General features: G+C 71.4%; 17 protein-coding genes and 1 riboswitch. Of the genes, 3 read left to right on the top strand and 14 right to left on the bottom strand.

Going from position 1 to position 24,769, the window contains the following annotated elements:
* Window positions 1-85: 85 nt before the first annotated feature.
* From IEY73_RS00280 to IEY73_RS00225, 12 genes are all read right to left on the bottom strand, one after another.
* Window positions 86-853, bottom strand: coding sequence for a cell division protein FtsQ/DivIB (locus IEY73_RS00280; RefSeq protein ID WP_189076977.1), 768 nt, complete (start codon window positions 851-853; stop codon window positions 86-88).
* 7 nt (window positions 854-860) lie between these two features.
* Window positions 861-2,339: a UDP-N-acetylmuramate--L-alanine ligase gene (gene murC / locus IEY73_RS00275; RefSeq protein ID WP_189076976.1), complete on the bottom strand. Its 1,479-nt coding sequence runs from the start codon at window positions 2,337-2,339 to the stop codon at window positions 861-863.
* Window positions 2,340-2,394: 55 nt separating this feature from the next.
* On the bottom strand, window positions 2,395-3,504 hold the full coding sequence (gene murG / locus IEY73_RS00270; RefSeq protein WP_189076975.1) for an undecaprenyldiphospho-muramoylpentapeptide beta-N-acetylglucosaminyltransferase: 1,110 nt from the start codon (window positions 3,502-3,504) through the stop codon (window positions 2,395-2,397).
* On the bottom strand, window positions 3,504-4,889 hold the full coding sequence (locus IEY73_RS00265) for an FtsW/RodA/SpoVE family cell cycle protein (RefSeq protein ID WP_189076974.1): 1,386 nt from the start codon (window positions 4,887-4,889) through the stop codon (window positions 3,504-3,506). The genes murG and IEY73_RS00265 overlap by 1 nt, the downstream gene beginning before the upstream one ends.
* A gap of 68 nt (window positions 4,890-4,957) precedes the next feature.
* A complete protein-coding gene (gene mraY / locus IEY73_RS00260) occupies window positions 4,958-6,061 on the bottom strand; it encodes a phospho-N-acetylmuramoyl-pentapeptide-transferase (protein ID WP_189076973.1) in 1,104 nt (367 codons plus the stop codon).
* Window positions 6,058-7,458, bottom strand: a complete 1,401-nt coding sequence (locus IEY73_RS00255) for a UDP-N-acetylmuramoyl-tripeptide--D-alanyl-D-alanine ligase (protein ID WP_189076972.1) — start codon at window positions 7,456-7,458, stop codon at window positions 6,058-6,060. Before IEY73_RS00255 ends, mraY begins: the two co-directional genes overlap by 4 nt.
* Window positions 7,455-8,915, bottom strand: coding sequence for a UDP-N-acetylmuramoyl-L-alanyl-D-glutamate--2,6-diaminopimelate ligase (locus IEY73_RS00250; RefSeq protein WP_373292729.1), 1,461 nt, complete (start codon window positions 8,913-8,915; stop codon window positions 7,455-7,457). Before IEY73_RS00250 ends, IEY73_RS00255 begins: the two co-directional genes overlap by 4 nt.
* 96 nt (window positions 8,916-9,011) lie before the next feature.
* Complete coding sequence (locus tag IEY73_RS00245) at window positions 9,012-11,450, bottom strand: penicillin-binding transpeptidase domain-containing protein (protein WP_189076970.1); 2,439 nt, start codon at window positions 11,448-11,450, stop codon at window positions 9,012-9,014.
* Window positions 11,451-11,456: 6 nt separating this feature from the next.
* Complete coding sequence (ftsL, locus tag IEY73_RS00240; RefSeq protein WP_189076969.1) at window positions 11,457-12,059, bottom strand: cell division protein FtsL; 603 nt, start codon at window positions 12,057-12,059, stop codon at window positions 11,457-11,459.
* A complete protein-coding gene (gene rsmH / locus IEY73_RS00235; protein ID WP_189076968.1) occupies window positions 12,056-13,123 on the bottom strand; it encodes a 16S rRNA (cytosine(1402)-N(4))-methyltransferase RsmH in 1,068 nt (355 codons plus the stop codon). Before rsmH ends, ftsL begins: the two co-directional genes overlap by 4 nt.
* 205 nt (window positions 13,124-13,328) lie before the next feature.
* On the bottom strand, window positions 13,329-13,760 hold the full coding sequence (gene mraZ, locus IEY73_RS00230) for a division/cell wall cluster transcriptional repressor MraZ (RefSeq protein ID WP_189076967.1): 432 nt from the start codon (window positions 13,758-13,760) through the stop codon (window positions 13,329-13,331).
* Between the two features lie 416 nt (window positions 13,761-14,176).
* The gene (locus tag IEY73_RS00225; RefSeq protein WP_229715293.1) at window positions 14,177-14,998 is read right to left on the bottom strand and encodes a C40 family peptidase; all 822 of its coding nucleotides are present in this window, start codon (window positions 14,996-14,998) and stop codon (window positions 14,177-14,179) included.
* A 6-nt stretch (window positions 14,999-15,004) separates the two neighbouring features.
* A riboswitch (cyclic di-AMP (ydaO/yuaA leader) is annotated at window positions 15,005-15,122 on the bottom strand.
* A gap of 563 nt (window positions 15,123-15,685) precedes the next feature.
* Between IEY73_RS00225 and IEY73_RS00220 the strand changes: the two genes are divergently transcribed.
* Genes IEY73_RS00220 through IEY73_RS00210 form a run of 3 tightly spaced genes read left to right on the top strand, consistent with a single transcriptional unit; the run spans window position 15,686 to window position 18,438 of the window.
* Window positions 15,686-16,906, top strand: coding sequence for a Mur ligase family protein (locus IEY73_RS00220; RefSeq protein WP_189077743.1), 1,221 nt, complete (start codon window positions 15,686-15,688; stop codon window positions 16,904-16,906).
* Entirely contained in the window at window positions 16,896-17,621 is a 726-nt protein-coding gene (locus tag IEY73_RS00215) for a type 1 glutamine amidotransferase (protein ID WP_189076966.1), read from the top strand. Before IEY73_RS00220 ends, IEY73_RS00215 begins: the two co-directional genes overlap by 11 nt.
* Window positions 17,622-17,670: 49 nt before the next feature.
* Entirely contained in the window at window positions 17,671-18,438 is a 768-nt protein-coding gene (locus IEY73_RS00210; protein ID WP_189076965.1) for a TVP38/TMEM64 family protein, read from the top strand.
* Window positions 18,439-18,685: 247 nt separating this feature from the next.
* Here IEY73_RS00210 and leuS read toward each other — a convergent pair whose 3' ends face one another.
* Both leuS and IEY73_RS00200 read right to left on the bottom strand, forming a co-directional pair.
* Window positions 18,686-21,496, bottom strand: coding sequence for a leucine--tRNA ligase (gene leuS, locus IEY73_RS00205; RefSeq protein WP_505744142.1), 2,811 nt, complete (start codon window positions 21,494-21,496; stop codon window positions 18,686-18,688).
* A 226-nt stretch (window positions 21,497-21,722) separates the two neighbouring features.
* Complete coding sequence (locus tag IEY73_RS00200) at window positions 21,723-24,572, bottom strand: M36 family metallopeptidase (RefSeq protein WP_189076963.1); 2,850 nt, start codon at window positions 24,570-24,572, stop codon at window positions 21,723-21,725.
* Window positions 24,573-24,769 lie beyond the last annotated feature (197 nt).

The raw sequence follows: 24,769 nt of genomic DNA, 5'->3' as shown, positions 1-24,769 counted from the left end.
CGGCGTGTCGGCGTCCGCTTACGTGGTGACTATCCGACTCAGCCGTAACCTCGAACGTAATGCGACGTTTGGTGCCGATGTCCGTTTAGCGGATGGTGACCACGGACGGTGCGCTGACGTCGATCGTCGCTCCCTCACGGCGCAGCAAAGCGGTCGCGACCTCGGCTTTCGTCCCGCTCTGGGTGTCGTCGCCCCAGATCACGATGCGCTCGTCGCGCAACTGGAGCCGGATCCGCGCGGGCGCCGTGACGGTGATCGACGCGAGCTGGTCGCGCAGCTCGCCGGTGAGCGCGGCGAGCACCGTCAGCGCCGCGCGGGTGTTCACGTCGTGCGGGCCGGGTCTGCTCAGCCGGGCCACCGGCACCCCCACCGGCCGGTCCGGCGTCTGCCGGTACGCGACGCCGTCGTCATCCACGAGCGTCCACAACCGGCCGGTCACCACCGCCATCACCGGTTCCCGCTCCACGATCTCGATCCGGAGGGTGGCCGGCCACGACCGCGACACCACCGCATGGTCCACGGCGGGCAGGCGCTGCACCCGGTCCCGTACCGCATCCAGATCGACCCGGGCCAGCGGCTCCCGCATGGCCACCTCGGCCGACCGCTCGACCATCTGCGGCGTGATGGTGCGCGTCCCGGCCACCTGGACCGTGCGCACCCCGAGCAGCGACGTGCCGTACACCATCCAGGTCAGGCCGCCCAGCACGAGCAGCACCCCGGCGCCCACCCCCCAGGGCAGCGCCGCCCGCAGCCGCCGGTGGCGGGCACGGGCCATGAACCGCCGCACCGACGACGGCACCGCGTCGGTATCCGCGCGCACCAACCGCCAGTTCCGTCCGCCCCCGCTGGACATCCCGCCGTCACTCCTTCTCGTGCGCCGCGACCTCCCCGGTCACGGTTTCCCCGGATGCCTCGTCCGCGCCGACCGCGGCCAGCGCCGCCAGCAACTCGTCGCCCATCAGCGAGATCGGCGGCGCACCCATGGTGACCACGACATCACCGGGTCGGCTGCGCCGGACCACCTCGACCGCCACGTCCGCCCAGGACGGCACGAAGACCTTCTGGTCATCCGGCAGCGCGATCACCGCGGTCAGCGCGACCCCACCCTCACCCGGCCCGCGCACCTCGCCCGGGGCGAACACCTCCATGACGATGACCTCGTCCGCGACCGCCAGCGCCTCGGCCAACTCCGCCTGCAGGTCACGGGTGCGATACAGCCGGTACGGCTGGAACACCACCAGCAGACGACCGTCGCCGGCCACCTCGCGCAGGGTGCGCAGCGCCGCCTTCACCGAGGTCGGGTGGTACGCGTACTCGTCGTAGACCCGGACCCCGGCCGCGATGCCCTTGCGCTCGAACCGGCGCCGGACGCCCGGGAACGAGGCCAGTGCCTCGGCGATCGTGGACAGCGGGATGCCCAGCTTCAGCGCGGTCAGCACCGCGGCCGAGCTGTTCAGACCCATGTGCGTGCCGGGCAGCGCGAGCTTGATCTCGCCCAGCTCCTCGCCGTGCAGGGCGGCGTCGTAACGCACCCCGCTCACCGAGGAGGCAACGCCGGTGATCCGCAGGTCCGCCGCCGGCGATTCGCCGTACGTGTAGACGGTGCGCCCGGCCGCGCGCAGCGTCGCGATCAGATCCTGCACCCCGGGGTCGTCGGCGCAGGTGACCACGAAACCGTCCGCGTGGGCGAGCTCGGCGAACTCCAGGAAACCCGCCTTCAGCCCATCCAGGTCACCCCAGTTGTTCAGGTGGTCCGCCTCGATGTTGGTCACGATCGCGACGTGCGGGCGGTAGATCAGAAACGACTTGTCGCTCTCGTCCGCCTCGGCCACGAAGTAGGGCCCGGTGCCGTGGTGACCGTTCGAGCCCGCCTCGGAGATCTCGCCGCCGATCACGAACGACGGGTCCTGCCCGGCGTGCTGCAGGATCACCGTCATGATCGACGTCGTGGTGGTCTTGCCGTGGGTGCCCGCCACCGCGATGGTCTGCCGGTTCGTCATCGCGGCGGCCAGCGCCTCGGCGCGGTGCATGACCCGCAGACCGCGACGGCGCGCCTCGACCAGTTCCAGGTGGTCCTGCGGGATGGCGGTGGAGTAGACCACCGTGTCCACCCCGTCGAGGTTGGACGCGACGTGCGTCATGTGCACCGTGCCGCCGAGCGCGCGCAACGCCGCCAGCGCCGGCCATTCCCGCAGCTCGCTGCCGGACACCGGGACGCCCCGGGTGAGCAGCAACCGGGCCAGCCCACCCATGCCGACCCCGCCGATCCCGATCAGGTGCACACTGCCCAGGTCCTCGGCGGTCAACTCGCCGGCCGGGGTCAGCTCCGCCGTGTTCACTGTTCTGCTCCTCTGTCCTGCTCGTCAGCTCCGATGGTGCCCCGCTCAGCAGACCTCATCGCTGGGCCACCGCCTCGCACACGAAGTCCAGCAACGCCTCGTCGCCATCCGGCCGGCCGTACGCGGCAGCCGCGGCGCTCATCTGCCGCAGCCGCTGGCCGTCGCGGGCCAGCGGGATCACCGTACGCTCGATCCATTCGCTGGTGAGCTCCGCGTTGTCCACCAGGAGTCCGCCGCCGGCCTCGACCACCGGCAGCGCGTTGCGCTTCTGCTCCTGATTGCTGTGCGGGTACGGCACGTAGATCGCGGGCATGCCGATCGCCGTGGTCTCGGCCACCGTGATCGCGCCGCCGCGGCACAGCATCAAGTCCGCCGCCGCGTAGCCGAGCTGCATGTCCGACAGGTACGGCACCACCACGTAGGGCACGGGCAGGTCGCTGGGCACCTCGAACTCCTCGTTGCGCCCGCCCCGCACGTGCAGCACCTGGATGCCGGCGTGCGCCAGCTTCTTGGCCGCGGACGCCACCGCCAGATTGATGGTGCGCGCGCCGGACGACCCGCCGGAGACGAACAGCACCGGCAGGTCCGGACGCAGGCCGAACTGCGCCAGCGCCTGCGGGCGCACCGCCGCGCGGTCCATCCGGGCGATCGCGGTGCGCAACGGCACGCCGACCACCCGCGCGTCGCGCAGCGACTCCGCCTGCTTCGGCTGGTGCGGGAAGCCCACCGCGACGTTCTTGGTGAACTTCATGCCCATCCGGTTGGCCACGCCGGGGGGCACGTTCACCTCGTGGATCACGATCGGCATCTCGCGCCGCCACGCGGCGAGATAGGCCGGGACGGACACATAGCCGCCGAAGCCGACCACCACGTTCGCCTGCACCTCGTCGATCACCTTGCCGGCCGCGTGGGCGGACCGGTACATCCGGTCCGGCGTGCGGATCAGGTCCAGGTTGACGGTGCGCGGCAACTGGAACGCCGGTATCACGCGCAGGTCGTATCCGGCCGGCGGGATCAGGTCGTTCTCCATGCCCTTCGGGCTGCCCAGCGTGGTGATGCGCACCTCGGGGAAGGTGCGGCGCAACGCGTCGGCGAAGGCGAGCAGCGGGTAGATGTGTCCGCCGGTGCCTCCTCCGGCGAGCACGACCGACCGCAGCAGAGCCATCACCGTCTCCTCTCGTCCCCCGCCGGGACGGGTGTGCGGGCGGGTTTCGCCCGGCCATTCGGTGGCCGCCGCGACGGGGGAAGCGGCGGCAGCGGGGCCCAGACTAGCCGTACCCATCGGGCGGGCGGACGGGCGTGCAGGGCTCGGGCCGCATCCGGTTCGGCACGGGCGAAGGATGCCAGGATGCCGATCGCGGCGAGGGTCACCACCAGCGCGCTGCCACCCGTGCTGATGAACGGCAGCGGCACGCCGGTGATCGGCAGCAGGCCCACCACCACGCCCATGTTGATCACGGCTTGGGCGACCAGCCAGACGGTGATCCCGGCGGCGGCCAGCCGACGGAACGGATCCTGGCTGCGCCGGGCGATCCGGAACCCGGTGTACGCCAGCACCGAGAACAGGGCCAGCACCACGGCGCAGCCGACCACCCCGAGTTCCTCGGCGACCACGGCGAAGATGAAGTCGTTCTTGGCCTCCGGCAGCCAGTCCCATTTCAACGCGCCCTTGCCCAGGCCCACGCCGAACCAGCCGCCCTCGAAGATCGCCGAGCGAGCCTGGATGATCTGGTAGCACGGCCCGTCCAGATCGCACTTGTCCAGCGGGGTGAGGAAGCTGGTGAGGCGCTCCAGCCGATAGTTGGGCGCACCGGCGGTGCCCGAGCCGGCCCCGCGGGAGGCCGCCGCGACCAGCAGGCCGACGCCGGCCAGCCCGAGCACGCCGAGCGGGGCGAAGAACCGCAGCCGGATCCCGGCGGTCCAGAGCAGCCCGACGATCAGCGCGATGAGTACCAGCATGGTGCCCAGGTCGTTGTAGCCCACCAGGACGAACAGCAGTCCGATCACCGGGAACAACGGCATGGCCAGTTCCCGCCAGTGCGCCAGGGCGGCGCCCTTGCGCGCGATGATGTCGGCGCCCCACAGCACCATGCCCAGCTTGGCCAGCTCGGACGGCTGCACGCCGAGCGGCCCGATGTAGAGCCAGAGCTGATAGGCGTGCACCGGCCCGATCCGCGCATCGTCCAGCGCACCCACCGATTTCAACGCCACCAGCAGGTCCAGCACCGACAGCAGCACCACCGCCACGCCGAGCACGTACGTGCCGAGGGTGCGCAAGGTGCCGGCGGGCAGGCGCTGGCAGACCCAGAAGCCGAGCACGCCGAGCGCCGCGTAGGCCGCCTGCTGGCTGATCTCGGCGAACGCGCTGCCGTCCTTCGCGTACGCCTGCACGCTCGTCGCCGAGAAGACCATGGTGAGGCCGATGAGCAGCAGCAGCCCGGCGGCGGCGATCAGCAGGTAGTACGAGGACAGCGGCCGGGCCAGCAGCCCATGCAGTCCGGGCAGGAGCTGCCGGCTCAGCGACGGACGGTTCCCGCGGTCCTCCACCATGGGCTCATCATGGTCGCCACCACACGTGAGACGGTGTCACAGACGTGGCGTGTCGCGGGAGATATCCATTACCCCATGACCGCCAGGAAGTCGGAGTAGAAGAGTCCCAGCCCGATCGCCACGCAGATGCCGGCCACGATCCAGAACCGCACCACGATGTTGACCTCGCTCCATCCGGCGAGTTCGAAGTGATGCTGCAGCGGCGACATCCGGAAGACACGTTTGCCGGTGGTCTTGAACGAGATGATCTGAATGACCACGGACATCGTGATGATCACGAACAGGCCGCCGATGATGATCGACAGCAGCGTGGTGCGGGTGGCCATGGCCAGGCCGCCGATCAGGCCGCCGAGCCCGAGGGCCCCGGTGTCACCCATGAAGATCCGGGCGGGCGAGGTGTTCCACCAGAGGAAGCCGACACACGCACCGGCCGCCGCCGCCGAGATCAGCGCCACTTCGAGCGGGTCGCGCACCTCGTAGCAGTACTTCGCCGCGTTGGCATAGTCCAGGTCGCCGCACCAGTGCCGGTACTGCCAGAACCCGATCAGCGTATACGCGCCGAGCACCAGGATGGACGCGCCGGTGGCCAATCCGTCCAGGCCGTCGGTGAGGTTGACGCCGTTGGACATCGACATGATGACGAAGACGAACACGATGACCGAGCCGACCTTGCCGACGTCCAGGAAGCTGATGTCTCGGATGAAGGAGATGTGCTCGCTGGCCACCGTCTGGCCGTTGGTGCTGGGCACATAGAGGGCGGCGACCGCCAGCCCGCCGCCGACGAGGAGCTGTCCGAGCAGCTTGCCCTTGGCGCTCAGGCCGTCGGAGTTGCGCTTGCGGACCTTGAGGAAGTCGTCCAGGAAGCCGACCGCGCCGCAGAACACGAACAGCCCGAGCAGCACCAGCGCGGTCATCGTCGGACCGACCTGAGCGATCTGCGCCGAGGGCAGGGTGGTCAACGCGACGTGCCCGGCCACGTACGCCAGCACGGTGGCCACCACGAAGGCCACGCCACCCATCGTGGGCGTGCCCTTCTTGCCCTGGTGGGTGCTGGGACCGAGGGAGCGGATCGGCTGGCCCGCCTTCATGGCGGTGAAGACCCGGATGGCGACCGGGGTGCCGAACAGCGAGATGATGAACGCGACCGCCGCCGCGACGATGACGGCCCTCACCGGCGACCCCCCTGCGCTCCGGACACGGTCGTCTCACCGGGAGCCGACGGGCGCAGCGCGTCCGCCACCTCCCAGGTGCGATAGCGAGAGCCCTTGACCAGCACGATGTCCCCCGGTTCGACGGCGATCGCGGCGATCGCGGCGGCCTGGTCGGCGGCGAAGATCGCCGTACCGGTCCAGCCGACGACCGCTCGCGCGCCGTCCAAGATCGGTGCGGCGTTGTCCGCGACCGCGACCAGCCGTTCGACGCCCAGTTCCGCGGCCAACCGCCCGACCTCCTCATGTCCTGACTTTTCGTATTCGCCGAGTTCGGCCATGTAGCCCAGCACCGCGACCGTGCGCCGGTCACCCGCCATCGCGGCGAGCGCCCGCAGCGCCGCCGCCGTCGACGACGGGTTCGCGTTGTACGAGTCGTCGATCACCGTCACGCCGTCCGGCCGGTCGAACACGTCCATCCGGCGGCTCGACACCACGCTCAGCTCGGTCAGCGCCGCCGCCACCTGTGCCGCGGGCATGCCCGCCTCCAGCGCGACCGCCGCCGCGGCCAGGGTGTTGCTGACCTGGTGACGCCCGGTGACGCCGAGCCGGACCGGGTGCCCGCGCAGCAGATAGGCGGCGCGACCCCGGTCGTCCAGCGTCACCTCCTCGGCGCGGACCTGCGCCGCGGCCGACTCGCCGAACGTCACCACCCGGCCGGACGCGCGCCCGGCCATCCCGGCGACCAGCGGATCGTCCGCGTTGAGGATCGCCGCCCCGTCCGCCGGCACCGCCTCGACCAGCTCGCCCTTGGCCCGCGCGGTGCCCTCGACCGAGCCGAACTCGCCGAGGTGCGCGGCGCCCACGTTGAGCACCAGCCCGATGCGCGGGGGCGCGATCTGCGCCAGATGCCGGATGTGCCCGATGCCCCGGGCACCCATCTCCAGCACCAGGAAACGGGTTTGCGGCGTCGCCTTCAGCACCGTGTACGGATGGCCCAGCTCGTTGTTCAGCGAGCCGGGCGGAGCGATGGTCGGGCCCAGCCGGGACAGTAGCTGACCGATGTAGTCCTTGGTGGTGGTCTTGCCGGAGGAACCGGTCAGTCCCACCACGGTCAGCTCCGGCAACCGGTCCAGCACCGCGCGGGCCAGCGCCGCCAGCGCGGCCAGTTGATCGCCGACCACCAGGCCGGGTTCGCCGGTGTCCCGGTCGCCCAGCACGGCCGCGGCTCCGGCCCGGACGGCCCCGGCGGCGAACGCGTGACCGTCCACCTTCTCCCCGTCGAAGGCGACGAACAGGCCGCCCGGCTCCACCCGGCGCGAGTCGAACTCGACCGGCCCGGTGACCGCGGCGTCCTCGTCGGCGTTGACGAGACGGCCGCCGGTGACGGCGGCGATCTCGCCCAGCGTCATGCGGATCACGCGGCGCCCGCCAGGGACGCGGCCAGCTCGATCCGATCGTCGAACGGCAGCATCCGGCCGTCCACCTCCTGGCCCCGCTCGTGTCCCTTGCCCAGCACCGCGACCACGTCACCGGCGGCGGCGAGGCGAACCGCCTCGTCGATCGCGGCACGACGCCCGGCCACTTCGATGATCTTCGCACCGGTGGCCGCGGCCTCCGCGCCGCCGCGCACCGCCGCCCGGATCGCCTCCGGGTCCTCCGTGCGCGGGTTGTCGTCGGTCACCACCACCAGGTCCGCGCCGCGAGCCGCCGCCGCGCCCATCAACGGACGCTTCCCGCGATCCCGGTCACCGCCGGCCCCGATCACGCAGAGCAGCCGTCCGCCGCGGGCGGTGGCCAGCTCGCGCAGCGCGGCCAGCGCGGCCACGATGGCGTCCGGCTTGTGCGCGTAGTCGACCACCCCGAGCACCTCGCCCGGCGCGCTGACCTGCTCCAGCCGTCCCGGCACGCCGGGGCAGGCCGCGACGCCGCTAGCCGCGGTCGGCGCGTCCACCCCGGCCAGGGTCAGCGACGCCAGCGCGAGCAGCGCATTGGCCACGTTGTGCCGGCCCGGCAGGGAGACTCCACACTCCACCGCACCGCCCGGCCCGTACGCGACGAACCGCTGCCCGAACGCCGACGGGCGCACGTCGGCGGCGCGCCAGGTGGCCTCCGCAGCACCGGCCGCGGAATAGCTGACGGTCGCGTCGGTGAACAGCGGGCGCAGTGCCGGATCGTCGTGATTGAGCACCTCGTGCGCGCACCGGCCGTCGAACAGCAGGGCCTTGGCCGCGAAGTAGTCCGCGGAGCTGGTGTGGAAGTCCAGGTGATCCTGCCCGAAGTTGGTGTAGCCACCGACGTCGAAGCGCACCCCGCCGACCCGGCCCAACGCCAGGGCGTGGCTGGAGACCTCCATGACCACCGCCTGCACGCCGCGGTGCCGCGCGGTGGCCAGCAGCGCGTGCAGATCGGTCGCCTCCGGAGTGGTCCGGGCGCTGTCGATCACCATGTCGCCGAGCCTGGTCTCCACCGTGCCGATCAGGCCGGTGGTCAGCCCGGCGGCGCGCAACCCGGACTCCACCAGGTATGCCGTGGAGGTCTTGCCGGCGGTTCCGGTGATGCCGATGACCCTCAGGTCCGCGGACGGGTCACCGTAGATCAGCGACGCCGCCGTGCCGAGCACCGCGCGCGGGTCGTCGGCGATCAGCGCGGGCAGGCCGGCGCGCTCGGCGGCGGCGCGGCCCGCCGCGTCGGTGAGCACGGCGACCGCACCGGCGTCGGCGGCGACGCCGACGAATTCGGCGCCGTGTCGCCGGGCACCGGGCAACGCCGCGTAGAGATCACCGGGTCGCACCTCGGCGCTCGCGTGCGTCACGCCGCTGACCTGGACGTCCGCGTCGGCGGCTGCGAGATGCAGCGCCGCGGCGAGTCGGGACAGGCCGGTCGGCGTGACCGTGGGGGGACGGGGAATGCCGGACACGGCGTCAGACCCTACCCGGTGCGCACCGCGTGATCGGCAACGCCACAGCGCGACTCAGGGATGGATCTTGAAGGTCGGCTTGGGCGTGCCCGTCGGTGGCACTCGGTAGTGGCGCAGTGCCAGCGACATGATCTCGCTGAACGCCGGCGCCGACACGTCACCGCCGCCGCCCCTCGGCACGATGGCGGACACCGCCACCACGAAGCGCGGGTTGTCGGCCGGTGCCATGCCGATGAACGACGCCGTGTTGTAGCTGGTGTACTGCCCGTCGATCCATCGCGGGGCGGTGCCGGTCTTGCCGGCCACCCGGTAGCCGTCCACCGCCGCCTGGGTGCCCGTCGCGTCCTTCTCGTCGACCACCGCTTCCATGAGCGTGCGCAGCTCACTCGCCACGGCCGGGCTGAGCACGCGATGCGTCTCCGGCGCGATGGCGGGCACCGGCGTGCCGTCCGGGTCGATCGTCGCCTTGATCAGGTGCGGCTGGATGTAGGTGCCGTCGTTGGCGATGGCGCCGTAACCGGCGGCCATCTGGATCAGCGTCGCGTTGACGCTCAACCCGATCGGGATCGAGCCGCTCGCCGAGGCGCTCCACTGGTCCGGTGCCAGCAGCTTGCCGGACGCCTCTGCGGGCATGCCCTCGCCGGTGGCCTGCCCGAGGCCGAACTTCTGCTGATATTCGTAGAGCCGCTCCGGGCCGAGCTTGTCGCCGATCAGGATGGTGCCCACGTTGGACGAGTACGCGAGCACTCCGGCCATGGTCAGTTTGGTGCCGCGGGGCTGCGGGTGGGTGTCCGGGAACGGGTACCCGCCGCGCTCCAGCGCCGGGCCCACCGTGATGGTGGATTCCGGCGTGATCACGCCCTCCTGCAGCGCCGCCCCGAAGACGAACGCCTTGTGCGTCGAGCCGGGGTCGGCGATGACCGTGCTGGGCACGTCCTCCCGCTCCGACGGCTTGTAGTCGAACGGCTTGGCCGCGTTGTACGTCGGGAAGCTCGCCTGCGCCAGCACCTCGCCGGTGCGCACGTCCAGCACCACCGCGCCACCCTTGGTGGCGTTCATCTTCTTGTCCTGCTCGGTGAGGATGCGCTGCACCTCGAACTGGAGGTCGCGGTTGATGGTCAACTGCAGCGAGGTGCCCGGCTGCGCCGGCGTGTACTTGTGGTAGCCGCCGGGGATCTCCTTGGCGAGCTCGCCCTTGCCGGCGTTCGGGTTGCCGATCTCGAAGACACGCTTGCCGTCGGTGCCGCGCAGCAGGTCGTCGTACCGGGCCTCCAAGCCTTCCAGCCCGGTGTGGTCCTCACCGGTGAAGCCGATCAGGTTCGCCGCCAGGTCCGCGCCCGGCACGTCGCGCCGCTCGTCGCGACCCTCGCCGATGCCGGCCAGGTCCATCGCGGCGATCTTGTCGGCCACCTGGATGTCCACGCCACGTGCGAGGTATTCGAAGCGGGACTGGCCGCCACCGGGCCGCTTCTTGGGTGCCATCAGCGACACCAGCTTGGACGCCGGCACGCCGAGCAACGGCGACAGCTTCGCGGCCACCGCGCGGCCGTTCTCCACCAGCACCGGGTCGGCGTAGATGTAGCGCGCCTCCACGCTCTGCGCGAGCACCGCCCCGGAGCTGTCCAGGATGCTGCCGCGCGGGGCCGGCAGGATCACTTCGGTGAGGCGGTTCTGCCGCTGCTGCATCAGGCTCTGCACCGCGTCCGGCGACACCGCGACCTGGAGCACGATCAGCCGCACGCCGATGGTCGCGAACAGCACCAGGACAAGCACCGTGCTCAGGCGCAGCCGACGGCCGCTGCTGGCCAGCCGGGGCGGCGCGGCCGGCGCGGCGGCCCGCCGGGATTCCGCACCCGGCCGGGCGCCGGAGGCGCGCTGCGGAGCGGGTCGCGACCGCGACGAGGAAGCACGTGCCCGGTCCGCCCGGGCGCCGGCCCCGTCGGATCCGGTGCGACCGCGGTCCGGGCGGCCGGTGGCGGTACGCCGCGGTTCGGGCGCCGCGGCCACGGTGCGCCCGCGTTCCGGACCCGCCGCCGGACGCCCGGCGCGTCGGGGGTTGCGGGTCTCCCGACCGCCCCGGGTCGCGCCGTCGGCACGCCCCGCGCCCCCGGCATCCGCGCCGGAACGCCGCCCGGCACGGTCCCGCTCCCGGGACCTGTCCTGTTCGTCCCGCGCGCCATCCCGGCGACCGCGCCGGTCGGCACCCTCGTCCGGCTGACCGCCGTCGAGCACCTTCAGCGGCGGCCGGAACGGATCGCTGGTGCGCGCCGCCCGTGGCGACCGGGTGCGCTGGTCCCGCTCGGCCACGGTGCGCCCGCGCGGGGTGTAGGCACGGGCCTCGCCGATGCCGCCGAAGCCCCGCCGCGCCGCACCGTCGGCGTCCGGGTCGCCGCGGCGACCCGGACGCTCCTGCGCAGGCACGTCACGAGACGCGCCGCGCCGGGCCTGCGAGGCCCGGCGCGGCGGCTGGTCGTCGTCGGAGCGCGGCGACACGGCCGGCTAGCCGTTCTGTGCGGTCACCGCGGGCGCGCCCTCGCCCGGCCGCGGCACCCCGATGATCTTGCCGTCCGGGAGCCGGATGTAGGCCGGCGCGCCCGCCTTCACCAGGCCGAGCCGGCGAGCGGCCGCGTCCAGGTTGCCCGCGCTCTCGTACGTGGCGATCTGGTTCTCCAGCTCCTGCTGCTGGGTGTCCAGCTTGGCCTGCTGATCCTCCAGGTTGCTGATCTTGAAGGAGTTCTCGTTCGTCTTCGTGTTGACCAGCAAGATGCCCAGCACGCCGGCCACCACCAAACCGATGACCAGCACCATGAAGGGTGCCCGAGGAGCGCTCACCGGTGCCGGCGGCGCCACCCGCAGCGACGGCTCCGGCGCGTCCGCAGCACGCGTCGGCTGCACCGAAAGCTGCAGCGCAGCGGTTCCCTCGACGGGCGCCTGCACCGGGTCCCCCGCCCGGGCGCGTCCTCCGGCGCGCGCACCGGTCCGGCGCGTGCCGGGCACCGGGATGTCGGCCTCGCCGCGCCCCCCGGCACGACGGTTCTGCCCGGCACTGCGCTGCTCCGCGATCCGGCCCCCCGACCGCGGCACGTACGTGCGCTCGCTCATCTGTCCTCCCCCTCTTGCTGCCTCGCCGGACGTGTCCGTCCGGTCCCCCCGTTCGCCGACATCCGGGGCCGTTCGCGGGCGCCCCCGGATGTCGAATCCGGCCCGTGCCTCCGTTCCACCGCGCGCAGCCGGACCGATGCCGCACGCGGGTTCACCGCTACCTCCGCCGCGCTCGCCGTCTCCGATCCGCGGGTCAGCAACCGCAGTTGCGGACCTGTCCCGGGCAGTTCGACCGGCAGGTCGACAGGCCCGGTGCTGCGCGCCCTCGCGGCGAGGGCACGCTTCACGATCCGGTCCTCCAACGACTGATAACTCATCACCACCAGGCGCCCTTGCGGGGCCAATGAGTCCACAGCAGCCGGTACGGCCGACTCAAGCGCGACGAGTTCGCCATTTACCTCAATACGTAGCGCCTGAAACGTTCTTTTCGCGGGATTTCCACCCGTTCGTCGTGCGGCGGCCGGAATGGCACCCCGGATCAGCTCCACGAGCAGGGCGGACGAGGTGATTCGCGCCCTCGTGCGCTCCCGCTCGATCGCCTTCGCGATCCGCGACGCGAACTTCTCCTCGCCGTAGTTCCGCAGCACCCGGACCAGGTCGGCGACCGGGTACTCGTTGACGACCTCCTCCGCGGTGCGACCGCCGGTCTGATCCATCCGCATGTCCAGCGGAGCGTCCTGGGCGTACGAGAACCCGCGATCCGCCTCGTCCAGTTGCAGCGAGGACACCCCGAGATCGAACAGTCCGCTGTGGAAGGCGGGGAACCCCAGCTCGCGCAGCACCGCGGGCAGCTCGTCGTAGACCGCGTGCACCAGGTGCGTACGCCCGGCGAACCGGGCCAGCCGCTGCCGGCCGTGTGCCAGCGCCTCCGGGTCCCGGTCGAGTCCGACGAGGACCACGTCCGGAAACCGCTCCAGCACGGCCTCGGCGTGCCCACCCAGCCCGAGCGTGAAGTCGATGTGCACCGCGCCGGGCAGCCGACACGCGGGGGCGAGCAGCTCGAGACATCGCTCGAGCAGCACCGGCACGTGCGTGCCGCGAAGCTCCCCCATGTCGACCCCCATAGCCCACCCGCGCCGTCCCGGTCACCCGATCGTCGTTTCCGTACCGCCAGATCCCCATCCGCTCGTGCCCGTGAGGGCGCGCCCTTGCCGGACACGCGCCTGGCGCCGGGGAAGAGGCGTCAGGAGCGCAGAGCGGCTGGAGATCTCGCAGTACGGCGGCAGCGACGTCCGGACCGCCGCGCGGTCCCGTGCCGGTGTCACGCCTTTACAGCCCGCCGGGCAGCACCCCCTCCTCGATGTCGGCGAAGTCGTCCTCGCTCGCCGAGAGGTACTGCTCCCAGGACTGCTTGTCCCAGATCTCCACCCGTGTGCTCGCTCCGATGACGACCAGCTCCCGATCCAGCGCGGCGTACTCCCGCAGATGCACGGGAATGGTGACCCGCCCCTGCTTGTCCGGGATCTCGTCGTGCGCGCTGGCGAAGAACACCCGGCTGTATGCCCGGGCGGCCTTGTGCGTCACCGGCTGCTCACGCAACTGCCCCGCGATCCGCTGGAACTCGGGCATCGGAAAGACGTAGAGGCAGCGCTCCTGCCCTTTAGTGATCACGACACCTCCCGCCAGCTCGTCTCGGAACTTGGCCGGGAGGATCAGCCGGCCCTTGTCGTCGAGGCGCGGGGTGTGCGTGCCGAGAAACATCGGCGTGCCCCCCTTGCCCCTTGGCGGTTCGCGGTCCGCCTGTCAACCGGGCCGACAGGTCCGCGATCGGCCCTGCCACTGCGCTCCACTCTACTCCACTTCCCTCCACCTGCAACCGGAATCGAGCCGCAACAGAAGCGAGAACGTTTGCGTATCAGCACGTCAGCGGCGGTGCGTGCCGGGTGGAGCGGATCGGCACCAGTACGCCCGTCCGGTTTCCGACATGCCGCCCAAGCGGGCATGAAATTCCGCGCAATTCGGGCTTGACGCGGCGCTACGAGACGCGCCGGGGAGGAAAGTGGAGGACGACCGGAAAGCGCGAGGGCGCGGCCCGGAGAACCTCCGGGCCGCGCCCTCGCGCTTAGCGCGCCGCCGCCCCCACGGATCTGCTCCGCGCGGGCGGCGGCGTCACGGGATCAGGCGGGTGTCAGCCGCCGCACCACGTAACTCTTGCTGAATATCTTGTGCTTGCCGACCCGGGCACCCGAGTGCGGCGAGTCGTACATGTACCCGCCGCCCGCGTACACCGCGGCGTGATACCCGTGCGACCCGGAACGGAAGACGATCAGGTCGCCGATCCGCTTCTTGCTCTTGCTCACTGCCTTGCCGTACCGCTGCTGCGAGTTCGCCTTGTGCGGAAGCTTGCGCCCCGCCGCCTTCTTGTAGACGTACTTGGTGAACCCGGAGCAGTCGAAGCGCTTGGGACCCGACGCGCCGTACTTGTACAGCGCGCCGGTGTGCCTCCGCGCCTCGGCGAGCACCTCGCGCCCACTCGGCACCACCTTGACGTGCAGCGTCTTGCCGTACGCCCGGGTGTACTTGCTCGTGCCGTACGTGAAGGTACGCAGGTACCCACTGATCAGCGGCATGGTGTAGAAGCGCACCGTGCCGCTGGCCGGAACTTTCTTGACCTGCCAGGTGTGCCACGCGCCGTTGCGCCAGGCCTGAAGCCTGATGTATCCGGCGCCGACCGCCTTGCCGGTCTTCGCGTCCCGCAGCTTCGCGGTCACCCGGACCTTCGACCCCCACCCGAGAGTGGTGGTGTTGACCGAGTCGAGAAGCGTCGTCTTCACCGTCGAGCTCGTCGCCGCCTGCAGGACAGGTGCGGCGGACGCGGCCGGGGTGGCGACCAGTTGGCCGGCGCCGAGGCCGAGACCGAGGGCCAGACTCAGGGACGTCGCGGTGCGGCCGGTGCCGGCGAACGTCGCCCGGACCCGACCCGAACTGCTGTGGTGCACGGTGGAGATATCCCTCCGGCACGCCTGCGAGGTTAGCTGTCGGGTTCGGGCGCAGAAGGTTGCCCGGCCGCAGGCGCGGCTTCACCCCGAGGCTCCCCGGCGGTCCGCCGAGCGGATCGCCGACGCGGGAACCGGAAAATCGGGTCCCCCGTCCCTGCCCCCACTGCCTTGTGGTCGAACGGTGCGATGGTCGCAGCGACCGGACCGGGGCAGGGCTCGGCGTGATCCGGATCGACGCGAGCGGCGAGCGGGTGCTCGCCAGCGGAACCTTCATAACCGAAAACATCCAGGCGCCGCCGCCGGGCAATTCGTCACGGAGCGTGTTTGGCACAGCCCTCACTGCCCGATTTGGATGTGCGCCGCGGAAAATGCCACCCCAGTGCGTGGTCAAGCAATCACGCCTGGTCCATCAGCACCGGTGAATCACCTCACAATAATTCCGGCATCAAGGTCGATCACCGCCGCATTCGGATTCGGCCGATCATCCGGCCAAACGTCACAGACGGTGCGCAAGCACCGGCCGACCGGCCGCCCCTGATCGGCCGAAAAGCGGAGCTCCACCGCCGCCGCGGCGGCCGTCCCGGGCACCTCCGCCCGACGCTGCGGAACCGGTGCGCGGAGCGCGTCGCGCGGGCGACGGAACCGCGCCTCGGGTCCGGTACCCTCGCTCGCGTGACTGACCCGAGAATGCCCATCCGCGCCAAGGTCGCGAGCTCCGTCTCGCGCACTGCGGCTGCTCTCTCCCGAGCCGCCGGACGCGGCGACGGCTCGGTCATCGGCGGGTGGATCGGCCTCAAAATCGATCCGGACCTGCTCCGCAACCTGGCCCACGGCCGCGCCATTGCGCTGGTCTCCGGCACCAACGGCAAGACCACCACGACCCGGCTCGCCGCCGCCGCCGTCGGCGTGCTCGGCCCGGTCGCCACCAACTCGTTCGGCGCGAACATGCCCACCGGGCACACCTCCGCGCTGGCCAAGGCGGGCACCACGCCGTACGCGGTGCTCGAAGTGGACGAGCACTACCTGCCCCGGGTGATCGAGGACACCACCCCGCACGTGGTCGCCTTGCTCAACCTCAGCCGCGACCAGCTAGACCGGGCGAAGGAGGTGGCGATGATGGCCCAGATGTGGCGCACCGCCCTCGCCGCCCACCCCGACGTGCACGTGGTCGCCAACGCGGACGATCCGATGGTGGTATGGGCGGCGGCGCACGCGCCGCACGTGCGGTGGTTCAGCGCCGGGCAACGGTGGCACGACGACTCCTGGGTCTGCCCGGAGAGCGGCGATCCGATCGAGCGCTCCGGCGGCGACTGGTGGTGCACCGGCTGCTGGCTGCGCCGGCCCGCGCCGCAGTGGCAGGTGGAAGACGACGGCGTGGTCGACCCCGGCGGCGACTGGCACCTGATCAAGCTGCAACTGCCCGGCCGGGTCAACCTGGGCAACGCGGCCACCGCCCTGGCGCTGGCCGCCGAGTTCGGCGTGCGCCCCATCGAAGCGGTGTCCCGTCTGTCCACGGTCGCCTCGGTGGCCGGCCGCTACGCGCAGGTGGAGCGGGACGGGCGGCTGATCCGGCTGCTGCTGGCCAAGAACCCGGCGAGCTGGCTGGAGGCCTTCGACATGGCCGAGCTGGCACCCACACTGTTGTCCATCAACGCGCGCGACCCCGACGGATTCGACACCTCCTGGCTGTACGACGTCGACTTCTCCCCACTGCGCGGACGTCCGGTGCTGATCACCGGCGAACGCGCGTACGACCTCGCGGTGCGGCTGGAAGTGAACGATGTGCCGTTCCGGCACGTACGTACCTTCGACGAGGCCATCGCATCCACCCCCGCTGGACGCCTCGAAGTCATCGCGAACTACACCGCGTTCCAGGACATCCGAGCGGAGTTGAACCGTGTCAACTGAGCGCACCACGGAGAGCTGCCTGCGCATCGTCTGGATCTACCCGGACCTGCTATCCACCTACGGCGACCGGGGCAACCTGCTGATCCTGGCCCGCCGGGCAGCCATGCGCGGCATCCCGGTGGAGACCCTCCAGGTGCGCTCCGACCAGCCGATGCCCGCCAACGCCGACATCTACCTCATCGGCGGCGGCGAGGACGGCCCGCAGGCGCTGGCCGCGCAACGCCTGATCGCCGACGGCGGCCTGCACCGCGCGGTGAACCAGGGCGCGTCCGTGCTCGCCATCTGCGCCGGATATCAACTGTTCGGGCACTCGTTCTTCGCCAAGGGCGCGAAGTGCGCCGGCCTGGGCCTGCTGGACATCGGCTCGGACCGGGGCGAGACACGCGCCGTCGGTGAGCTGCGCGGCGACATCGACCCGCGGCTCGGTCTGCCGCCGCTGAGCGGATTCGAAAATCACGGCGGGCGCACCCACCTGGGTGCCGACGTCGCACCGCTGGCCCGGGTGACCGCCGGCATCGGCAACGACGGGCAAACCGAGGGTGCTTGGCACGGCAAGATCATCGGAACCTACTCCCACGGGCCCGCACTCGCTCGCAACCCGGATATAGCCGATCTGCTACTGCGTTGGGCAATCGGCGTGGATAGTCTTGCAACTCTCGACGACACCTGGGCCGACCGGCTACGCAGCGAACGACTGGCTGCGGCAGGTGTGTGAGCAGCACCGATCTGGTCTGGACCGACGAGCGTTGGGGCGGTAATCCTGCATGACCGACATCCTGATCGCCCCGCGGGGCGCGAACCCCGCCGCGGACCCTCAGGCCGATCGGCCCACTCCGACCCCGGCGCTCGCGCAACCGTCCGGCAACCGGACGAGCCGCACCAAGCGGATCGTCCGGTTCGGGGTCCTCGCCCTGGCCGTCGTCGGCCTCGGCGCGGCCGCGTCCACGCTGCCGCTGCGGGAGCTTGCCAACGCGGTGGTCGCCCTCGGACCCGCCGCCGCGGTGGCCATCGCCGTCCTGGGCGGCCTGCTGCTGTCCGTTCTGGTTCCGCGCACGGCCATCACGCTGGCGTGCGGCGCCCTGCTCGGACCGGCCACCGGCGCGGCAACGGCGCTCGCCGCGGCCGTGATCGCGGCGATCGCCACCTACTACGCCGGGCGCTGGGCCGGACGGGGCGCGCTGAGTGCCCGGCACGGCAGCCGGATGCAGCGTCTGGACGGCTGGCTCAACCGCCGCGGCCTGGCCGCCGTGCTTCTGGTGCGGTTCCTGCCCCTGGCTCCGTACGGCCTGATCGGATACGCCTACGGCACCACCTCGGTGTGCCGGGTGCGCTATCTGCTGGGCACCACGCTGGCGGCGGTGCCGTCCGCGGTGTCCTACGCGGTGATCGGCGCGGCGGTGACCGCACCCGATTCGATGAGCCCGCTGACCCTGGCGCCGGCCGTCGTCGGCTTCGCCCTGACCTGCGCGATCGTGCTGCGCTGGCGGTGGGCGAACCGGCGCGAGGCGGCGGCGCTGCGCGAGGCTCCCTAAGCGCAGAACCCGCCCCCCTCGCACCCCGGTAGATCCAGTGTGCGCGCCGATCTTGGACAAAGCGGGCGGAATTTGCACGGATATGACCGACTTGTCGGACCACGAAGTCCATGATCGACGCGCTCGCTCCGGGCGGGCGGCCCCGGCGGGCGCCCCGGCGGGGCGGGCGCCCCGGCGGGGCGGCGGCGGGACGGGCGGGGCGACGGCGGGACGGGCGCGGCGGCGGCGGGGCGGGCGGGGCGGCGGGTTAGACCACCACGCTGACCAGGCGTCCCGGCACCACGATCACCTTTTTCGGTTCCCGTCCGGACAGCGCCTCGCCCACCTCGGCCAGCGCCGCGGCTCGTACGTCCGCATCGCCGGTGTCCGGCGCCACCGAGATCCGTCCCCGGACCTTGCCGTTCACCTGGACCGGATAGGTGACCGACTCCGCCACCAGTTGGGCGGGGTCCGCCACCGGGAACTCGGCGTACGCCAGTGTCTCCGGGTGGCCCAGCTTGCGCCACAGCTCCTCGGCCATGTGCGGGGCGAACGGCGAGATCATCAGCACCAGCGGCTCCACCGCCTCGCGTGACGTCACCGCCAGCGGGGTCAGCGCGTTCGTCAGCTCGATCAGCTTGGCGATCGCGGTGTTGAAGCGCAGCTCCTCCATCTCGCCCCGGACGGCGTCGATGACCCGGTGCAGCGTCTTGCGCACCTTCGGGTCCAGCGGCTCATCGGTGACCCGGACGGCCCCCGATTCCTCGTCCACCACCAGGCGCCACACGCGCTGCAGGAAACGCTGCGAGCCCACCACGGCACGGGTCTCCCACGGGCGCGAGACGTCCAACGGTCCCATCGCCATCTCGTACACCCGGAAGGTGTCCGCGCCGTACTGCTCGCACATCTCGTCCGGCGTCACCACGTTCTTCAGCGATTTGCCCATTTTGCCGTACTCGCGGGTGACCTGCTGTTCGCCGTAGTAGTAGGCGCCGTCGCGCTCCACGACCTCCTCGGCGGGCACCACCACGCCGCGCGCGTCACGGAACGCGTACGCCTGGATGTAGCCCTGGTTGAACAGCTTGCGGAACGGCTCGGACGAGGACACGTGTCCCAGGTCGTGCAGCACCTTGTGCCAGAACCGGGCGTACAGCAGGTGCAGCACCGCGTGCTCGACGCCACCGACGTACAGGTCGACCCCGCCGCAGTCGCCGGCGCCCCGCGGGCCCATCCAGTAGGCCTCGTTCTCCGGATCGACCAGCACCTTGTCGTTGTGCGGGTCCAGGTAGCGCAGTTCGTACCAGCAGGAACCGGCCCACTGCGGCATGGTGTTGGTCTCCCGGGTGTAACGCCGCGGCCCGTCCCCCAGGTCCAGTTCGACCTCGACCCAGTCCTTCTTGCGCGACAGCGGCGTCTCCGGCTCGCTGTCCGCGTCGTCCGCGTCGAAGGTGCGCGGCGAGAAGTCGTCCACGTCGGGCAGCACCACGGGCAGCATCGACTCGGGCAGCGCCACCGGCATGCCGGTCTCGTCGTAGACGATCGGGAACGGCTCGCCCCAGTAGCGCTGCCGGCTGAACAGCCAGTCACGCAGGCGGTAGGTGGTCGCGCCGCGGCCGTGGCCGTGCTCCTCCAGCCAACCGATCATGGCGGCCTTGGCCTCGGTCACGCTCTTGCCGTTCAGCCAGTCGGAGTTGATCGCCGGCCCGTCGCCGGTGAACGCTCCGGCAAAGCCGTCGGGGGCCTGCACCGTACGGATGATCGGCAGGTCGAAGACCTCGGCGAAGTCCCAGTCCCGCTCGTCCTGGCCGGGCACCGCCATGATCGCGCCGGTGCCGTATCCGGCCAGCACGTAGTCGGCGATGAACACCGGGATGCGGGCGCCGTTGACCGGGTTGATCGCGTACGCCCCGGTGAAGACGCCGGTCTTCACCTTGCTCTCGGCGGTCCGCTCCTGCTCGGTCTTGGCCGCGGCTTCTTCCCGGTACGCGGTGACGGCTTCCACCGGCGTCACGTGACCCGCGGTCCACGACGGCTGGGTGCCCTGCGGCCACGCCTGCGGAACGATTCCGTCGACCAGGTCGTGCTCGGGCGCCAGCACCATGTAGGTCGCCCCGAACAGGGTGTCCGGCCGGGTGGTGAACACGGAGATCACCGCGTCGCCGGCGGCGTCCACCCGGAAGTCGACGTGGGCGCCGGAGGAACGGCCGATCCAGTTGCGCTGCATCAGCTTGACCTTGTCCGGCCAGTCCAGGCCGTCCAGGTCCGCCAGCAGCCGGTCGCCGTACTCGGTGATGCGCATCATCCACTGCTTCAGGCTGCGCTGGAAGACCGGATAGTTGCCGCGTTCGCTGCGGCCGTCCGGGGTGACCTCCTCGTTGGCCAGCACGGTGCCCAGGCCGGGACACCAGTTCACCGGCGCCTCGCTGACGTAGGCCAGCCGGTACGAGTCGATGACCTCGCGCCGCTGCACCGCCGACATGGTGGCCCAGGCGCCGTCCTTCGGCTGCCGCTCCCCCGACTCGAACGCGGCGATCAGGTCGTCGATCGGACGGGCCGTGCGCGCCTGCGGGTCGTACCAGGAGTTGAAGATCTGCAGGAAGATCCACTGAGTCCAGCGGTAGTAGTCCGGGTCGGTGGTGGCGAACGAACGGCGGTCGTCGTAGGCCAGGCCCAGCCGGCTCAGTTGCGCGCGGTACCGCGCCACGTTGGCCTCGGTGGTGGTGCGCGGATGCGTGCCGGTCTGCACCGCATACTGCTCGGCGGGCAGGCCGAACGCGTCGAACCCCATCGGGTGCAGCACATTGAAGCCGGCCATCCGCTTGAAGCGGGTGTAGCAGTCGGTGCCGATGTAGCCCAGCGGGTGTCCGACGTGCAGGCCGGCGCCGGACGGGTACGGGAACATGTCCTGCACGTGCAGCTTCGGCGCACCGGCCCGGGGGTGGCTCGGATCGGCCAGGTCGCCGCTCGGGTTGGGTGCGTGGAACGTGCCGTTCTCCGCCCAGTGACGCTGCCATCGTGGCTCGATCTCACCGGCCATCGCCGCGGTGTAGCGGAACGGTGGGGTGTCGGACTCGCTCATCGTCATCATCTCGTTCGTCGACGTCTCGGACGGGGGTCGGCCTGCCTCAGGGCATAAAAAAGCCCCTCTCGCAGGAGGGGGCGCCGCGCTGGGCCGGTGACCGACGGGCCTCGTCGGCCCCTGGTCAGGAACTCAGCACGGCCGGCTAAGAAGCAGGAAGGACCGGGCCATGGAGGCATGATACCGGTCGCCGCCACGTGGCGGCGACCGGTATCACCGAGGTGGGTCAGCTCCCGGCGGGCGCGCCGTAGACGGCGAGTTCCGTCGAGTCCATGAACACGCAGCCGCTGTACTGCGGCGCCTGACCGGCCGGGCACAGGCCCGCGTCCTGGCCCTGCGTGGTCAGCATGGTCCAGCGCAGGAACTGCACGCCGGTGGTGGCGCCGGACAGCTCCACCGTGGTCGGCGTGTCGGTGCCGTTCGGGAACGTGCCTTCCGACAGGGTGCTCCAGGACGAGCCGTCCGCCGAGCCCTCCAGCCGGTAGCCGCCGGTCCCGGCGGTCTCGTCGTCACCACACGTGGCCGACGGGTTGATCACCACTTCGCCGATGTCCACCGCGACCGGCAGGCGGACCACCGCGTTCTGGCCGCCCTGCGCCACATCGGAACCCCAGCCGGAGGCCTGCGACTGGTCAATCAACTGGGGCGGCCCGCAGCCGTACGGCGTGTAGTCCGGCCCGGTCGCGCTGACCACCTCGCCGCCGCCGGACAGCGCCGCCCAGTCACGACGGAGCTGCCAGTCTGCGGTGGTCGGGCGGGAGTTGACGGACACCGTCCGGGTCACCGGGTCGTACCCGTTGCCGCGGGCGAAGACCTTCGCGTACGTGCCGGGGATGATGTCGGAGATGGTGTACGTCCCGTCGGCCGCCGTGGTGGCGGCGTAGTCGCCGGCGAAGCCGGAGGCGTGGCCGCCGAACCCGACGTCGACGCCGCCGATCGGCTCGCCGGTGTCGGCGTCGGTGACCGTGCCGGTCAGCGAGCCACGCGGGGTGCTCGCCGACGGCGGCATGGAGAAGTTCTCCACCGGCTGGGCGTCGTCGCCGTCCAGGGACGCGGCGAAGAAGCCCATGCCCCGCTTGGCGAACACCTGCCAGATCTTCTTCTGCAGCTTGCCGTCGTTGACCACCAGGTCGGCCTGCAGGATCGAGTTGCGCTCGTCCAGGAAGGACGGGTTCGCCGGGGACAGCTCCATGGCCCGGGTGATCAGCGACTCGGCCTTGCCGCTGCCGATCGCGGTGCGCAGATCCCAGAGCGTCTGCGCCCAGATCTCACCGTCCGCGTGCACCTCCGGCCCGAGCCGGTAGATGTGCCCGAAGTCCCCGTACGTGTATCCGCCCGGCCCGGTGCCCGCGACGCCGGGGCAGTCCGGCGAGGTGTCGCCGACCTGGCAGTCCATCGGTTCGGTGCGGATGGTGCCGCCGGCCGTCACGTACTTGCCGACGCGCACGTCCCGAGCCGCCTTGGTGTCCTTCTCCAGGCCCTCGGCGACCAGGTAGTCCAGCGCGTACCAGTCGCTCCACGCCTCGCCCATCGACCCGGCCTGCACGTCGCCCAGCGTGGAGACGCCATTCGCGTCCACCACCAGGCGGTTGGACAGGCCGTGGGTGTACTCGTGGTAGACGATGTCCGACTCGTCGCCCGAGTTGCCGGCGATGAACGGGTCGGTCGCGCTACCCGGGCTGTGGAACAGGTACATCTGCATGCGCGGCGGGGTGCCGTCCGGCGGGGTGCTCATGTTGGCGTTGTCGTCGTGACCGGCGTCCGGCAGGCCGTTCGCGGTGTCCGCGCCGTCCAGCGCCTGCCCCTGCACGGCGTCGCCGTCCACGGCTTCGAAGTTGCCCGCCTCACGGGTGAAGCCGATCGGCTTGTTGCGCAGGTGATCGTGCCAGGTGCCGAGGAAGTAGTACATCTGCACCGCGTTCTGCTCCCGGTTGGCCTCCCAGGAGTACGGCACCTTGGGGTCCCAGGAGCACTGGTAGTCCTCGGTGCAGCCGGTCTCCGCCGCCTGCGCGGTGAAGTCGGTGAACGGGTAGCTGAAGTCGCGCTTCGACCGCGGCGCCACCTCTTCGGCCGGGTTCGCCACGTCGTCGTCGTTGACGTCGGTGTAGACGTGCGCCACGTTGCCGGCCAGGTTGGGCGAGTTGACCGGCAGCCAGCGGGTCAGGTTGACCGCGCGCTGCACGCCGCCCTTGGGCGCGCCCGGGTAGTTGGGGAACGCGATGGCGGTGTCGTTGTCGATCGTGCTCTGCCGCAGCAGCACCGTGCCGTTCGCCGCGTCCACCACGTGCAGGTAGCCCTCGGCCATGTTCAGGACCTGCCACGCCAGGCGCGGGCCGGCGGCGGTCTGGAAGATCACCTGGGTGGCGTTGCCGCCGTCGGCGAACGTGGTGACGCCGGCCTTGCTGCCGGTCACCTTCGCCGCGGAGTCGCCGAACACGTCCTTGACCGCCGCCGCGCGGGCCTTGGCCGCGCTCAGCGCCGGGCTGCCCGCGGTGGCGGGCAGGTCCGCCAGCGGCGAGCCGTCGATCTGGATCAGCCGGCCGTCCTTGGCCACGTGCGCCTTGACGCCGTTGCCGAACACCGACACGCCGCTCACCGTCTGCACGAAGCTCAGGTGGTGGGTGCCCGCGATGTCGACGTAGTCCTGGCGCAGCGTGAGCCGGTCCACCGCGGCGGAGCCGAGGCCGAAGACGTCGGCGTGCGACGTCAGGTAGTCGCGGGCGATCGCTTCCGGCTCGCGGGCGCTGGCGGCGGTCAGGAAGCCGTCGGTCCGGGCGACCCGCCGCGGCGTGCCGGTGGCCTTGTCGATCTCGACGATGCCCTGCACGCCGAGCGCCTGGCGCAGCTTGCGCACCGCGCTGCCGGGCTGCGCGGCGATGGCGGCGCGCTGCGCCGCGGGCCCGGCGGACGGCTTGCTGATCTGATCACGGGAGTCATAGTCGGCGGCCCGGTCCGGACGGCTTGCCTTCTCCGCCGCGGCACCCGGTCGGGGTGCCGCTTGCGCGGCGGCGGGGAGCAGTCCGGCGAGCAGGACGGCGCCTGCGGCAGCCGCCCCCCACCTGGATAACGGGTTCACTCAAAAGCCCCTCTCGGCGGGGCTCGGGTGTCCCCGCCCGTCAATGCGTGATGTTGGAGCGTATCGGTATAGGCGAAAAGATTGATGTCCGATTCGTTACTCATCCGATATACATGAGCCGTTGATCATGGTCTTTCGGATCCGCCGCCGCGCGCTCGGCACCCGCCTGTGACGGGGTTAACCTGTGGGGACGGGCG

Source organism: Mangrovihabitans endophyticus, from assembly GCF_014646155.1.
Classification (GTDB): Bacteria; Actinomycetota; Actinomycetes; order Mycobacteriales; family Micromonosporaceae; genus Actinoplanes; species Actinoplanes endophyticus.
The sequence above is the reverse complement of the archived record's forward strand: the minus strand, read 5'-3'. Positions and strand labels throughout refer to the sequence as shown.